The sequence below is a fragment of the Alteromonas sp. K632G genome, from assembly GCF_017653625.1.
In the GTDB taxonomy this organism is placed as follows: domain Bacteria; phylum Pseudomonadota; class Gammaproteobacteria; order Enterobacterales; family Alteromonadaceae; genus Alteromonas; species Alteromonas naphthalenivorans.
This window is the reverse complement of sequence record NZ_JAGGDM010000027.1, coordinates 12153-25871: the sequence shown is the minus strand read 5'-3', so window position 1 is coordinate 25871 and position 13719 is coordinate 12153. Positions and strand designations below refer to the sequence as shown.

Here is a 13719-nt window from a genome sequence, read left to right as displayed (position 1 = left end):
CATCATACAGGACGATTTAGGTGTTGATCACGCTTGGATTTGTCCTTAAATGCATAGATAAGTATAGCTAAAACAACGATTGGCCAAAACGCGCCAATACCTGCAGCAAGTAATGCTAAGAACACCGCACCAGCAGCCAACAATAGCGTGCCAAGAACACTGACTGCCACGACAAAACCGACTACCGCTAACAGAACCCCTATCACAGATAGTGCAGCAAGGTTTTCCCAAGGACTAAGTAATTCATCTGACATTACGATATGCATACCAAACCAGTCGTCAATAACACCGCCTAAACAATTAACCAAGATCACAGCTAACACAATAGCGATAAGAAAGTTTTTCATTACACTGCCCTTGGCAATAGCATGACTGCCGCGAAATAAGAGACTACGGCGATAGCTGGCATAAAGATAAGCGCCGTTGCTGCGCCAACGCGAACCCAAATTGGATCTACCTCTAAGTGCCGTGCAACGCCTGCGCAAACACCTGAAATAACCGCGCTGTCTAAATCTCTATAAATACGTTTTTGTGATGGCATTTTCATTTTCATTTCCTCAATTCATTTCAGATTTACTTAGGGCTGTACGGTGAGAGTGCGCAGGTACTAGCCTACGCCGCACTCCACTTAATATTTACGCTACCTTTTTTTTCTTAAGCGCAGCCAGTTCATTCTCTATCGTTTCATCGGCTTCTAGGGCGTCGAACTCTGCGGCTAAAGAGCTAACACTGCCGCTATCCTTCGTTAGATCGTAGGCATCAACCTGCGCTTCTAGTGTGTCAATGCGCTGCTCGTAATGCTCAAAACGCATCATGGCATCATCGATTTTGTTGCTGTTATCCACGCTTTTTACTTTAAGGCGCGTTTCTAACGTTTGTTTGCGGCTAACAAGCGACTTTTGCTTTTGCTTCGCTTCATTTAGCTTGCTATTTAAACGGCCTGTATCAACCTGAATCTTTTCGATAATTTCAGCCAGTTGTACCTGCTGTTGCTCTAGCTGACTTAGCTTGGCAACATATTTCTGCTTTTCTACCAACGCGGCTTTAGCCAAACCTTCTTTGTCGTTATTCATGGCAAGCTGCGCTTTATCCTGCCAACCGTTGATATCTTTTTCTGCTGAAGCCATATGGCGAGCTAAGGTTTTCTGGTCGGCTAAGTAACGTGCTGCATCAGTGCGTACTTCAACCAAGGTCTCTTCCATTTCTTGGATAATTAGACGAATGATTTTTTCAGGATCTTCAGCCTTATCTAGCATGGCGTTTAAGTTTGATTGCACAATGTCATTTATTCTTGAAAACATACCCATTGTTATTGCTCCGTTTCAGTGTGATTAATAACGTAGACTAGGCAGTGGCCATGCTACGGTTGGCGATTAACTATGCTGACACCAATCTTGTCGCTTACATCTCTTTGCTTATCAAATACATTACAATTGGCGTGCCAAATCAGTAAGGTGCTGTTTTTATTAATTAAAACTTAAAAATAAAAATAACTGGTGCTCCGCCGCTTTCCTATAAACCAACTTTTTAGCAAATTTAACCACTCACTATTCGTCAATTTAACCAGTGACAAAATCAGCGTTACGTTTAAAAATTAAGGCAAAAAAAAACGACCTTATTAGGTCGTTTTTCATAAATAGGGTAGAACCGTCGATGGCTTACTCAGCACTAGAGCTAGCTTTTTCAGTATCGGCAGTTGATGTTGCTGCGATATCGGTAACTTCTACTTTACCCGTTGTAGCTTCACCTTCTAACTCAAAGTGATATGCCGTATTCGCCACCGTTTGGTACACATTTGCTTTTACTTCGTTGGTAGTGATACTCACGGCGTGATCAACCATATTCGTCAATATTGACTGAAGGATTGATTCTTGCGCATTGGCGCCAGCGCTAAATAAAGTGATAGAAACGATTGATGCTGCTAAAAGTGAAGTTTTCATAATTTCCCTTGATGGTAATCACTGCAACAGCCCTTCGCTATTGCTTTGATTAATAGATAGCTAAACTCGTGCCATCTAGGAAAATTATAGGTAAGCTACTGAATTAATATAAGATATTAGAAATCACGACACCCGCGACATTTCGGCCACTTTTCGTACAACACCAAGGTTTGGTCAAATTAATTAATTCGCTTAGTGTATTTGACCACTCAGTACCTTACCGTTCATTTAAGAAATATTATTCGCCGCTTTTTGCGCATTGTAGTCATTGATTTCTTGCTGCGCTGACTCAACAGCTTCAAGCGCATTCATTAATAAATGAGGATCTGGAGACTTTCCGGTACCATTTTGGCTAAGATAACGACGCCATATACGCCCACCCGCTTGACCTTGATACAAGCCAAGCATATGCCTCGCTACGTGCCAAGGCTTGAAATAAGGGTCGTCTTGGCGCGCAATACACTTTTCTATATATTGCTGCATCTTTAATACGACATCGCGGCGGCTAATGGGTTGAACTGAATTATCGCCAAAAATTTCGGCATCAACGGTAGACAGAATATAAGGATTGGCATAAACCTCCCTTCCAATCATTACTCCATCTACATATTTTAACTGCTCTTGAGCATCAGCAAGCGATTTTATCCCCCCATTTATACTAATTGAGAGCTCTGGATGAGATTCTTTTAGCATATGTACTCTAGGGTAATTTAGCGGCGGAATATCTCTGTTTTCTTTTGGACTCAACCCTTGCAGCCAAGCTTTTCTTGCATGCACAATAAAAGTATCGCACCCAGCGGTAGCGACGATATCAATAAAACGAGCAAAATCTTTATACTCGTCCATGTCGTCAATACCAATGCGGCATTTTACGGTAACAGGTATATCAACTTCAGCCTGCATAGCTTTAACATTGTCAGCAACCACCTCAGGTTGCGCCATTAAACATGCGCCAAAGCTGCCATTTTTCACTCTATCAGAAGGGCAACCCACATTGATATTCACTTCATCGTAACCGCGTTCTTGGGCAAGTACTGCACATTTCGCCATATGCTCTGGGTTACTACCGCCAAGTTGCAGCGCTACAGGGTGTTCTTCTTGGTTAAATCCAAGGTAGTCGCCTTTGCCATAAATAATCGCGCCAGTAGTTACCATTTCGGTATAAAGCAATGAGTGCTTTGAGAGCAGCCGAAGAAAGTATCGACAATGGCTATCAGTCCAATCCAGCATTGGAGCGACAGAGAAGCGGCGGTCGAGAGTTTGAACGGTGGTATTCAATTTAAGCCTTTGTTTTGTATTGATAATATCTAATTTCTTGAGTAAAGACCAAGTGCGGTATTTATCCCTTTAATTCCTTATTTTCACTCTTTCGGGGGAACTGAAAAGCTTCTTCGGGGGAACTGCTTTTTTTATTAAGGAATAATTTGATGGCGCATTATAGCATTTCAAAGAGAGTTAGGAAAAATCAAACTGTTTACTGTGCGAGGGTTAGAAATAAAGAGTCTGGAGTAGTGACTTTTTCAACATCAAAAACTTTTCACAGTAAATCATCCGCCAGTAAATGGGCAAAAAACATGGTTCATAAAGTTGAACGGCAACTCATTGATATTGAAATGGGATTAGTTGATTGTACAGTCGGTGAACTTATTCAAAAATACCTAGACGCGAAGCAAAATAGTAATAAACCTATCGGTAGAACTGCCTTCTACACCCTACAAAATATAGCCAAAAGCACCTTTGGTAAAATGCTTGTCTCTAAGGTAAACGCCAACGACGTTGTTAGCTTCTGTCTTGAACGCAAAAAGTCTGACTCATCGCCTTCACCCTCTACTCTTTCGGTCGACGTTAGCTGTATTAGGAAAGTTTTTCGTGTGGGTAAAAGTATGTTTGGTATAAACGTTGACGATCGCCCAATCGTTAATGCTTACCCAGCGCTACACGACTTAAAGCTGATTTCGCGAAGTAACGAAAGAGAGCGTAGATTAGAAGAAAATGAGTTTGAAATACTCTTAGATGCACTTAAATTGAAACAACAGCATCACTGCTGTCTGATTCCTTACCACGACTTGTTTCTCATATCGATACTCACTTGTTGCCGGATAAGCGAAGTATGCAAACTCAAATGGCGAGATTTAGATATTAAGCAAAAGACAATTTTAGTGAGAGATAGAAAAAACCCGAACGGCAGCATCGGCAACCACTGCATTCTACCACTTCTCGGCGATGCGCTTGGTATCATATTAAGACAGCACCAGACTGACGAGCGCATATTCCCTTTCAATGCCCGCTCGATAACATCTGGCTTTCGGCGAACACGACAAAAGCTAAATATCCCCGATCTTCGCTATCACGACCTGCGGCGTGAAGGAGCAAGTCGACTGATTGAGATGGGTTATTCAGTCGAAGAGACAGCGCGGGTCACAGGACACCGCGACTTGAATGTGTTGTGGCGTGTTTACGTAAATATCAGACCCCAGCATTTTTTAGAGCGTAAAGCTGTTTAACCTGTCGGCTTCACTAGCACGTGGGACTGATCTTTTAAAAAACAGTTAGTTCATCGACGGCATTGATGCAAGTTAGAATAACTATATATCAAATAGATATAGTTCAAAAAGAGACCTATAATAGATTAAAAAGCATACGTCACGGCATTTATTGTAACAATAATTGCCGTGCGACTTCGTTATATATGCTGAATAAAACAATGTAAAACCTGGGATTTTAAAATCGAGAGTAAAAACACTCAAAAAAAATTGCCTAAACTGCCACCAAAACCGTGAAACAAAACTCACCGTTTCACAGAAAAGCGAAAATCTCAAACTATTGATTTTTATAATAAAGAATAAGAACATTGCGTAAACCAAAGACAATAATTCAGTTTAAATAATGTCAGCAATGCTTTTAGATAAGTTAGTTCAACACAATATTCGACCAGCGATTCGCTTTAAAAATAATAGGTACGTTTGTCGTTATAGAAACACTGAACATCAGATAGATAGAGAAGCTAAATTCGATTGCGAAAAAGACGCTATCGTGTGGCGGTCGAAGATGATTACCACATACGGAGTCATAAAAAACAAAGGCCCCGCCCAAAAAAACATTTTCTTGGAAGGAAATGAAAATGTAATCTCAGCCTCATCACAGTTCAAAGAGTACATTGCATTTTGGCTTAGAGCTATTCGCGATGTTCCCGTCAAACCCGCTACAAGTACCATCGCATGTCTAAAACACATGCTCAAATACGATATTGTTAGAACACCAGTCGATAAATTAAATTACTCAATTCTATATCACTACATGATGCAGCGTGCTCAATCTAGTACCACACCTACCGCCAGCACACTAAATATCGACATGTCTGCAATCAGTCGCGTTATTAGTGATGTTAATGCACAGCTTGATATCACGTTCGATGACAGCTCTCTACTAAAAGCTAGACGACTTCTCCGCAAAAACGGACTCATTAAAGCCTCTGGTGAAAAAGACCGAAGGCTAATGTCTGGTGAATGGAAGCGATTGCTACGGGAACTATATAAACATAAAAAATCTCAACAGCTAAGACGAGACTATACACTTATACTTCGACTATATATAAGTACAGCATTGCGCTGCTCAGAGCTTTTGTCTCTCACCTGGGGAGATATAGACTTTGAAAATTCGACAATAAACGTTGTTGTGCTCAAGCAAAGAGGAAAGCGCACAGGCTCAGTAAAATCATTGCCGATGCTTGATAAAACAAGACAACTTTTTTTAAAACTTCGCCCTAAAAACGCCTCTTTAAAAGATCCGGTTTTTCATATAAAAGCCAAAACTATGTCTACGAGCTTCACTAAAATAGCGAAAAGTGCAGGAATTGAAGGCCTGTCATTACACGACTTAAGAACTGAGGGCATTTGCCGTATGCTAGAGTTGGGGCTTTCTGTTGCGATCGTGGCATCTTTCACGGGTCATCGCGAACATTCAACTATTACGCGTATTTACACAAATTTGTGTGCCCACAGAGTTTCGAACAATTTAAATTTGATAACGCAAATTAATCGTATGCAAGCTGGGATGCTTTAGACCTTTCGAGATAGGCATCGACGGTCGACTATTTATATGTTTGCCTTACGCAGATTAAGCACACTTATTCTGCATTTACCCCTTTTATTGATCTATTAGTAAGTATGAAACAAAACAACGCTTTGTCCTTGCGACATGATAATGACATTAAAAGCCCTTGGCCTTGACAGATAGGCTCTAACACAGGAACTTAAACTCAGAACGTGATAACTTCAAAATCAAACAATGTACTATTCAAGCTGGGCAGGACTGATGAAAAGTTGTTGAATGACTCAGGCCGCGAAGCGTTCGACCGAAATAGTTGAAGGGTATAGAAATATGTCAAGATGGGATGAATATGATCGCATGCTGGAGCGTTTCGAGCAGGGTCGCAGAGATATTACTGAAAATAACGCTAGGGCTGCGCTAGCGCCTAATGATGATGTAATAGAAAATTGGAATAAAAAAGCCAATGAAGTCTTGTCTTTGGTAGAGGACGGAGTATTGCAGACTGACGAATGGTCAATTAATAGAGCCAACTGGGTGGAATTTAAAACGGGAAGCTTTCGCGGTAGAAGCCTTAATGTAAGCGACGTAATCTCCGAAAAAAGGGTTTTAACCTACTTATCGAATCATGGCTTAACGGTAACACCTAATGAAATTTCAGCGTTAATGAGTGACATCAGTAATCTAAACGCAGAAAAGACTAAAAAGTTTCTTAAACATTATATATCGCAGAGAAAGACATCGTCTCAAAACAAACACCCCGACGTAGTTCAAAGTCCGTCATCACGAACAACGAGCATTCATTACGATCACTTAGATCCAACTCAGCCCCGCAAAAAAGCGAGGTTATTCTCGAGAATCATAAACTATCTCTTTGGAAACTAAATTGTACGTTAGAGGAAGTAATTTGATTTAGCCTTAACTCAATCAAGTAGTCTTGACTACTTCAAGTTTATCAAACTCATTACCGTCAGGAGCTAAAATAATAGCCCTTCACTGCTTCCTTAGCAGTGTCCGAATAGTTAAAGCTTAATAATGACATTGTGACGCCCTCTTGCTTGTTGAGGGCTTCGATAATGCATTAATGAAAGATTCTCCTGTTGCAAATTTGTTCCTCTGCCAATAGTGAAGTTGTTGTTATCGCAATTCGTTAGCAAATTAAAGATGTCGAGTCTTCATTCTATAAGCGTTAGCGGCTACGCAAAACCAGTCAGTTCTCAGTTACTGAAACCCTGTTGCATTTCTAATTCATATTTTCTATTTACTCTTCATGTGCTAGTTAAAGTTCGCGACTTCTACTTAAGAAGTCAGACCCGACATGAGCATTCTCCTACAAAAAAATTTTTTAATTAAAAGCTGATTATGCTTGGTATGCTAATAGCAGTGGTTGCAAAGTAAATCGAGAGAACCGAAATTAAAGATTATGTGAAAAATGTGGGCAATGCACAGCGTCACTTGCCCCGCTTACTTCAAACTTCTTTTAGTTGTGCCGTTATACTCCACAATTTTAGCTTCGTTTAACTAGAGAATTTTTTCACTCGGCCACACCGACCTTTGGTATATGGGACTGAGCTACCCTCTCGAAATAATAGGGACGGAAAACCATCAATAGTGCGAGTGGGTGCATCAAAACTAGACCCATGAAAGGCTATCGGGAAGATATTTAAGCGACCTTTAATCGGTATGCCTGAGTCTGAACTTCGTTCATAAACACTGACTGTCTGTTTACATATTTGCTCTAAAAAGCCAGGTGCATAGCTTTCTAGTTCTTTGTCCTAATCTTCATTGTCTTCAATAATCGAATTCGGGATATCAGACCAATACTATAAACGTGGACGCGGCTTCTCACGAGTTGAAACGTTCGGACACTGTTGCTTTGCTCGCAATGTCCTTTCGCCGCCAATTTCAGCAGCAAGTTGTGCAATAAATTTGTCTTCCGAATCGTATCGAGGATTGCTTCTCTTTTTAGCTAACTCGTCGGGATAGCGCTCCACAAAAAGCTTAGCAAGCTCTCTTGCAGTGAATTTTTTATCCTTATTGTCTTTTAGTGTGTCAATAATCATCTTCGGACGACTAATCATTACTTTTATCCTAAACTTCTTCCTGAATAGACCTCTTGAACTGTGTGCATAAGTGCTTGAATCTCTTCATCTGTTTTTCTCGCAACTTCACTAAAGCATAGACTTTTGAAAAAAGCTTCGCGTTCATCCTTCATTACTTTGTCACAACGAGCGATTTCTTTCCTTAAAACTTCTCGAATATCATCAACCCTAGTAACACCATTAAAAAGTGGAGCCAACCAAGAGCGGTTGAAGTTTTTTAATCTTTTGTTAACTCTAGGGATAACCTTAAAAACCCTATTCCAACTTATTGCCTTTAGATTTAACTCATCGTCAATATTTATTATATTAACGGACATATCGAGCTTTTCATCAATTCGAACTAGAGAAGCCTCAAGCTTAACTGTACGCTCATCTTCATACGGATAAAACGCTAATGTCCTTACACCATTTGCAGTTAGCACATCTACTTCTCCCTTAGCCTTTTCATTACATTTTTGGCAACAAGGAATTAAATTGTCAAAATCAACGGAAAGAAATGGATATAGTTTCTTAGGTAGGTAATGGTCATAAGAAGCTCTCCATTGCTTTTCTTCAGTAGTACAAGCCCCACCCTCAGGCTCAATTTCTCTCTCCTCCATCATTTCTTCAGTGCCACAAAAGCAACAGACAATCCCATTAAGATCTTTATACTCTTGATAATGGACATCTATGTCAGCTTCTTCCTTACATGCATTATGAAAGCAAACTAATCCAATAGTTGTCGAATATAAATAAGTCGCTAAGCTCTTAACGTTATTCCAGAAATCGGATATTCCAGCGCTTGGCGTTTTAATAATAATACCTGTTGAAGAAAAACACTGTTTATAATCCATATGGTTAGCAAATATGCTTCGCACCTCTTGTTGTAATAAACCATCCAATCGATGATATTCAGCATACACAGCCGTAAACATGGTGTTTGTTTTTGCACTTTTAGCTAGAACATCATGAAACTCTTCACAGAAACAATCCTTAAAATCAGTATTTTCAAAAAGCTCCACATAAAAGTTCTTGTAAACTATGTCAAGCCAATACAGTCCTGAATTTTCTGGTTTCTCTACACTCCATAACATCAGCTATTTCGCTCTCCTTGCTTTTGTAGCTCTTGCTTCAGCTTATTTATCCTATAATTCAGTTCAAAAGACTCACCGAACTTCTCTAATTCTTTTAATGTAGCCGCAGCGTCAGTTATGCCCTCATCATAATCTTTTAGCCGTCGTCGAATTTCATTGAGTGGCTTTTGTGAGATTAAAACATCCATGTCAAAAACGGATGTCAACAGCGCATCAAAAGCTGCTCCGTAGGTCTGTAATTCAAGAGAGTCGATTTCTACCTCATGGTTGTCATTTTTCTTAAAACAGAGAACTCTGTTTGATTCACAAGCTGATAATAGAAAAGGTGAATGCGTCGATATCAGCAACTCCATCTTAGAAGTGTCGACATACTTCTCAATAAGATCTAGAAACTCTGTTCGCCACTCAGGATTAAAATGGCTTTCTGGCTCATCTAAAATAAACAATGTTTGCTCGGAAGAAAAAACTAATAAGCTTCCTATAATTTGAATAAGCTGGTGCTCTCCATCACTCACCCTATCGTAGGTACTTTCGATTTCATTAACACCATACTTTATTTTTATGTTAGTAAATCGGATTGGCATTAATCCACCAGATAGATTTGGAACATTTCGCTCATGTTGATCTAACTTTAAAACGCGCTTTTCATCATGACTCCATCTTTTAGCGACAAGATGGTGTAATGAAATCAAATGCTCGAAGAAATAGCTTTCATCGAGATACAATCTACTAAAACTGTCGTAAAAGTCGTCGTTGATATGAAAAGTAAGCCTTCCATTCAATGTCTCAGAGTTAAATTTAAGAGAAGTCGTTTCTTCCGAATTTTTTTGAGAATCAATACTTAGCTCAAATAGTCTATCTACTATACTTCCTACTTTTTCAAAGTCTCGATATTCACTTAATCTTAAGTCGATCTCAAAGCTACTGACTCCATAAATTTTTGTTTCCTTTTTCACAAATTTCTTGAAGGATTCAGACTTTTCTTTATTGATACCCTGGCAAACCATCAAATAGACAAATATTAAATTATTCAATGAATGATCGGTAAAGAGTCCTATTGGCAGATTTAGCTCTTTAGCTTCCAAAGGTTCATCTGGTATTTGAAGATAGTATTCTTCGTCATTGCGAGCAAACCTTGGCACTTCAAACAGGTTTCCCCAGGACTCAAGCTTCCCTTTTACATATTGAGATAGCTCAGTCCACATTTCTTCGCTTTCTGCATCGCTATCAACAGAGGCTCTCTCTAAAGCCACATTACGTTTTGCAGTATACTCTCTAAAAAATACGCCTTGGCGTCTTATCAAATCAAAATACTGAAATTGGTTCTTAGCAAAAACTGAACTTAGCCCCTGATTCTGTCCAGAAGAATACGCAATGATATTTCTTGGAAGTAGTTCATGAGGATTTGAAACAGATACTTGCTTTTCATCATAATCAAGAAATAAGTATCCCTCTCTACAACGTAAGCAAACGTCAACTTCTAAACCCTCACATTCAATGTTGTAGGTCAATGAAAAATTATAGTTTAACTCATTTCTTGATAGGAATTGTTGATTATAAAAGCGATCTGCGTAATTGAATATATCAGCTATTAATTCTATAAAATTAGATTTACCCGAACCATTCAAGCCAACTAAACAAAGAGGATTGAAACCTTTTTTAGTCTGTAAAAACTTATAAAAAAATGGCCTATCGTTGGTTCCAACTATAGATTTAAATTTCCCGACAAGTTCTAAAGCTTTCAGCCTCATGAAAGTTTGCCACTAAATGCTTTTGTTAAAATTGATTGCGTTAAGGCGTCCAAACTAGCTTTTCCTGATAGATACTTTCTTTCCATTTTCTCAGCTTTTCCAAATAGCTCTGAAACTTTAGTAATAATTTCCTTCTGCTCTTGAACATCAGGTAAAGGAAAGGAAAGTGACGCCAACTCTTTACTATTAATATTGTTAACTCCAGATGTGGAACGGGCATTTAACTCTATGACTTTCCTAACCTGCGGACTTTTTAAAGCCATATCGATATATGCTGGTAGAGCGTAGTCGGAATGTGGGAGACGCAACCGTATCAGATACCCAGCATATAAATACCCTTCATATTCTTCTGAAACTAAAGCAGATTTGCCTACAAGGTCTACGCTCCCGTTTGACCGGATAACAAGTATATCCCCAGTTTTTAGGCTAAGTTTCTCAAACTCCTTGTCGTCAAATTTAGCATACTTCATATCGTTAGGGTCAATACCACCATTTGATATGTTTGGAATTCGTAAAACTGGGGTCAATTCATTATCGTAATCGCACTTTTTCGATGTACCGTATCTAATGTCACTAGTAAGATCTCCTATACATACCACTTTCCCGAACTCTTTATTAGCTCTCAACTCCTTCGTCAACTCCCCCGATGTAGCAGCAGCAAGCACAGACTGGCGGAAGCGTTTTAAGATGGCGGGGATTTTGTCGAGGCGGGCCTGGGCGGCTTCGACTTTCGCGAGCACGCTATCGAGTTTGTCTGCGATGCGTTTTTGTTCTTCTAATGGAGCTATAGGAACTTCTATTTTTTCATACTCTTTGAACTTCAGGTTGCGTAAATTGTTGCTTCCGCCTTGGTACTTAGTAACCTCACCACTTAAATAAAATGATTGAAGGTAGTAATTTAAATACCTTGATGAAACTGAATCTTGCGGCCTTGCCAAGCGAATAAAGTTTGTACATACAAGAGGCGTATTTTCGTGAACGTTGAGTGCTTGTTCGTCTATCAATATAGTTCGACCTACGGGTTGGTCAGGGCCTCCACCAGAGATTTCAATTAGTATATCGCCTTCTTGCAGTTTCCTTTTTTCGACACTGCTACTTTTAACCTTTCTTTCAACACTCGTTAGACCTTTCTCTTTCTTCCAGTTACGAAACTCAGTCCCTCGGATACAATAAACAGTCTCGAAGTCAGCATCTGGATATTCAGGGTCTTTCCCCCAATCACCACCCAGAACAAATGAAAAAAGCTCCTTTAGTTGTTTGGACTCCCATCCCTTAGGCAATTCACTCATAGCACGACCTCTTCCGAAGCCTCTGCCATATCCAACTCTACAAGAATCGACTGTAAATCGGTGATAGCGCCTGCTAACTCTTCAATTGCCTCGTTAATCAGAACATCTGGCTCAGGCAGTTTAGAAGCGTCTTCTACGCTATCGTCTCGAATCCAAGCCAAATCTAAAGAATCTTCTTTCGCTGCAATTTCTTCACGAGTGAATTTACGCAGGCGACAAGTATCGACATCACCCACATCACTGCCGTTTTGATGATTGTCGATAAAGGCTTGTCGCTGGGCTTCATCAACCTGAGTAAGGTCGCTACCTACTGCCTCATAGAATTCATCGAAATGGGCTTTGGTTAACACTGTACGTTTACCGAATTGCGGCATGTTTGCTCGCATGTCATAAACCCACACATTTTGGGTGTTGGCCGTGTCTTGATTCACATCTTTGGGCTTATCGAAAAACAGCACATTTGTTTTTACGCCCGCCGCGTAAAAAATCCCTGTCGGTAAACGAAGGATGGTATGCAGGTTACACTTTTCCATCAAATCGTTACGTATCTTGCGGCCTGTAGAGCCTTCGAACAATACGTTATCAGGTAACACTACTGCTACTCGCCCTCCAGGCTTAAGCATGGTTTGGTACATGGCATGAAGAAAGGCTAACTGCTTATTACTGGTGTAATGTACCAGGTCATCACGGGTTGGAACGCCACCGCCCTGCTTTGTGCCAAAAGGCGGATTGGCTAGAATAAGGGAGGCTTTCGGTAGAGCTTTACCCTCATTTGATAAGGTATCGCCATAGAGCACACCTGCGTTGTCATCGTCAATAGCTAAGTCGTGTAGCATTAGGTTCATCATTGCCAAGCGGCGCGTATCGGGCACTAATTCCATGCCGAAGAAGGTTTTATGCTGATACTTGTCGTACGCTGTTTCCGAAAGGCTTGATATGTCGTTATGTTCTTCTAGATATTTATGAGCGGCGATGATAAACCCGCCTGTGCCTGCTGTTGGGTCCACTACAACATCGTCTAGCGTTGGGCGCATTAATTCTACCATGGCATCAATAAGCACCCTTGGCGTGAAGTATTGGCCTGCGCCAGACTTCTTCTCACTCGCATTAATTTCCAACAAGCCCTCATACATGTCACCTAAGCCTTCTACTTTGGCTGAGTACCAGTCTAGCTTGTCGATTTCGGTTACCAACTTATTCAGTGTTGCTGGTTTACGAATACACGTTGCTGCATCAGCGAAAATCGCTTTGGTAATTAATGAGCCATGTGAACCAAGGTGTATAAGTAGCTTTTTGTATTCTTCTAAGCGTGTCGCTGCATTGAAGTTTTCAATATCGCTCCAGCGATAATTTTCGGGAATGAGGCTATCTTGCCCTGTTTCTTCGACCATTTTCAGGAATATTAAGTAAGTTAGTTCGTTCAGGTACTCGTGGTAAGTTACGCCGTCATCACGCAATACGTGGCATAAATTCCATAACTTACTGATTAAATCTTGTGTGCTCATACTACTGTCTCT

13 protein-coding genes are annotated in these 13719 nt (G+C 40.2%); 3 read left to right on the top strand and 10 right to left on the bottom strand.

The genetic code is table 11. The features are described 5' to 3' along the window. Positions 1–2: 2 nt before the first annotated feature. From J5X92_RS19730 to dusA, 5 genes are all read right to left on the bottom strand, one after another. A complete protein-coding gene (locus J5X92_RS19730; RefSeq protein WP_126872810.1) occupies positions 3–347 on the bottom strand; it encodes a hypothetical protein in 345 nt (114 codons plus the stop codon). Continuing rightward, the gene (locus J5X92_RS19725; protein ID WP_013782645.1) at positions 347–547 is read right to left on the bottom strand and encodes a PspC domain-containing protein; all 201 of its coding nucleotides are present in this window, start codon (positions 545–547) and stop codon (positions 347–349) included. Before J5X92_RS19725 ends, J5X92_RS19730 begins: the two co-directional genes overlap by 1 nt. Positions 548–635: 88 nt before the next feature. Beyond that, entirely contained in the window at positions 636–1307 is a 672-nt protein-coding gene (gene pspA, locus J5X92_RS19720) for a phage shock protein PspA (protein WP_126872811.1), read from the bottom strand. Positions 1308–1658: 351 nt separating this feature from the next. Continuing rightward, positions 1659–1940, bottom strand: coding sequence for a hypothetical protein (locus tag J5X92_RS19715; RefSeq protein ID WP_126872812.1), 282 nt, complete (start codon positions 1938–1940; stop codon positions 1659–1661). Positions 1941–2168: 228 nt separating this feature from the next. Further along, positions 2169–3218, bottom strand: coding sequence for a tRNA dihydrouridine(20/20a) synthase DusA (gene dusA / locus J5X92_RS19710; protein ID WP_208806363.1), 1050 nt, complete (start codon positions 3216–3218; stop codon positions 2169–2171). A gap of 296 nt (positions 3219–3514) precedes the next feature. On the opposite strand from dusA, the gene J5X92_RS19705 reads away from it, so the two are divergent. The 3 genes from J5X92_RS19705 (at position 3515) to J5X92_RS19695 (ending at position 6872) form a co-directional block, all read left to right on the top strand. After that, positions 3515–4444, top strand: coding sequence for a site-specific integrase (locus tag J5X92_RS19705; RefSeq protein ID WP_244361115.1), 930 nt, complete (start codon positions 3515–3517; stop codon positions 4442–4444). Between the two features lie 382 nt (positions 4445–4826). Further along, entirely contained in the window at positions 4827–6002 is a 1176-nt protein-coding gene (locus tag J5X92_RS19700) for a site-specific integrase (protein ID WP_208806361.1), read from the top strand. A 318-nt stretch (positions 6003–6320) separates the two neighbouring features. Then, positions 6321–6872: a hypothetical protein gene (locus J5X92_RS19695; RefSeq protein WP_208806360.1), complete on the top strand. Its 552-nt coding sequence runs from the start codon at positions 6321–6323 to the stop codon at positions 6870–6872. A 938-nt stretch (positions 6873–7810) separates the two neighbouring features. Here J5X92_RS19695 and J5X92_RS19690 read toward each other — a convergent pair. From J5X92_RS19690 to J5X92_RS19670, 5 genes are read right to left on the bottom strand one after another with little or no spacing between them, the layout of a single operon-like run. Then, entirely contained in the window at positions 7811–8068 is a 258-nt protein-coding gene (locus J5X92_RS19690) for a hypothetical protein (RefSeq protein ID WP_208806359.1), read from the bottom strand. A 5-nt stretch (positions 8069–8073) separates the two neighbouring features. Next, complete coding sequence (locus tag J5X92_RS19685) at positions 8074–9162, bottom strand: hypothetical protein (RefSeq protein ID WP_208806358.1); 1089 nt, start codon at positions 9160–9162, stop codon at positions 8074–8076. Beyond that, entirely contained in the window at positions 9162–10913 is a 1752-nt protein-coding gene (locus J5X92_RS19680; RefSeq protein ID WP_208806357.1) for an AAA family ATPase, read from the bottom strand. Before J5X92_RS19680 ends, J5X92_RS19685 begins: the two co-directional genes overlap by 1 nt. Then, complete coding sequence (locus J5X92_RS19675) at positions 10910–12202, bottom strand: restriction endonuclease subunit S (protein ID WP_208806356.1); 1293 nt, start codon at positions 12200–12202, stop codon at positions 10910–10912. The genes J5X92_RS19680 and J5X92_RS19675 overlap by 4 nt, the downstream gene beginning before the upstream one ends. Further along, entirely contained in the window at positions 12199–13707 is a 1509-nt protein-coding gene (locus J5X92_RS19670) for an N-6 DNA methylase (RefSeq protein ID WP_208806355.1), read from the bottom strand. Before J5X92_RS19670 ends, J5X92_RS19675 begins: the two co-directional genes overlap by 4 nt. Positions 13708–13719 lie beyond the last annotated feature (12 nt).

Coding starts and splice junctions, on each gene's coding strand:
- J5X92_RS19730 (WP_126872810.1), bottom strand. CDS start 347: ATGAAAAACTTTCTTATCGCTATTGTGTTAGCTGTGATCTTGGTTAAT.
- J5X92_RS19725 (WP_013782645.1), bottom strand. CDS start 547: ATGAAAATGCCATCACAAAAACGTATTTATAGAGATTTAGACAGCGCG.
- pspA (WP_126872811.1), bottom strand. CDS start 1,307: ATGGGTATGTTTTCAAGAATAAATGACATTGTGCAATCAAACTTAAAC.
- J5X92_RS19715 (WP_126872812.1), bottom strand. CDS start 1,940: ATGAAAACTTCACTTTTAGCAGCATCAATCGTTTCTATCACTTTATTT.
- J5X92_RS19705 (WP_244361115.1), top strand. CDS start 3,515: ATGGTTCATAAAGTTGAACGGCAACTCATTGATATTGAAATGGGATTA.
- J5X92_RS19700 (WP_208806361.1), top strand. CDS start 4,827: ATGTCAGCAATGCTTTTAGATAAGTTAGTTCAACACAATATTCGACCA.
- J5X92_RS19695 (WP_208806360.1), top strand. CDS start 6,321: ATGTCAAGATGGGATGAATATGATCGCATGCTGGAGCGTTTCGAGCAG.
- J5X92_RS19690 (WP_208806359.1), bottom strand. CDS start 8,068: ATGATTAGTCGTCCGAAGATGATTATTGACACACTAAAAGACAATAAG.
- J5X92_RS19685 (WP_208806358.1), bottom strand. CDS start 9,162: ATGTTATGGAGTGTAGAGAAACCAGAAAATTCAGGACTGTATTGGCTT.
- J5X92_RS19680 (WP_208806357.1), bottom strand. CDS start 10,913: ATGAGGCTGAAAGCTTTAGAACTTGTCGGGAAATTTAAATCTATAGTT.
- J5X92_RS19675 (WP_208806356.1), bottom strand. CDS start 12,202: ATGAGTGAATTGCCTAAGGGATGGGAGTCCAAACAACTAAAGGAGCTT.
- J5X92_RS19670 (WP_208806355.1), bottom strand. CDS start 13,707: ATGAGCACACAAGATTTAATCAGTAAGTTATGGAATTTATGCCACGTA.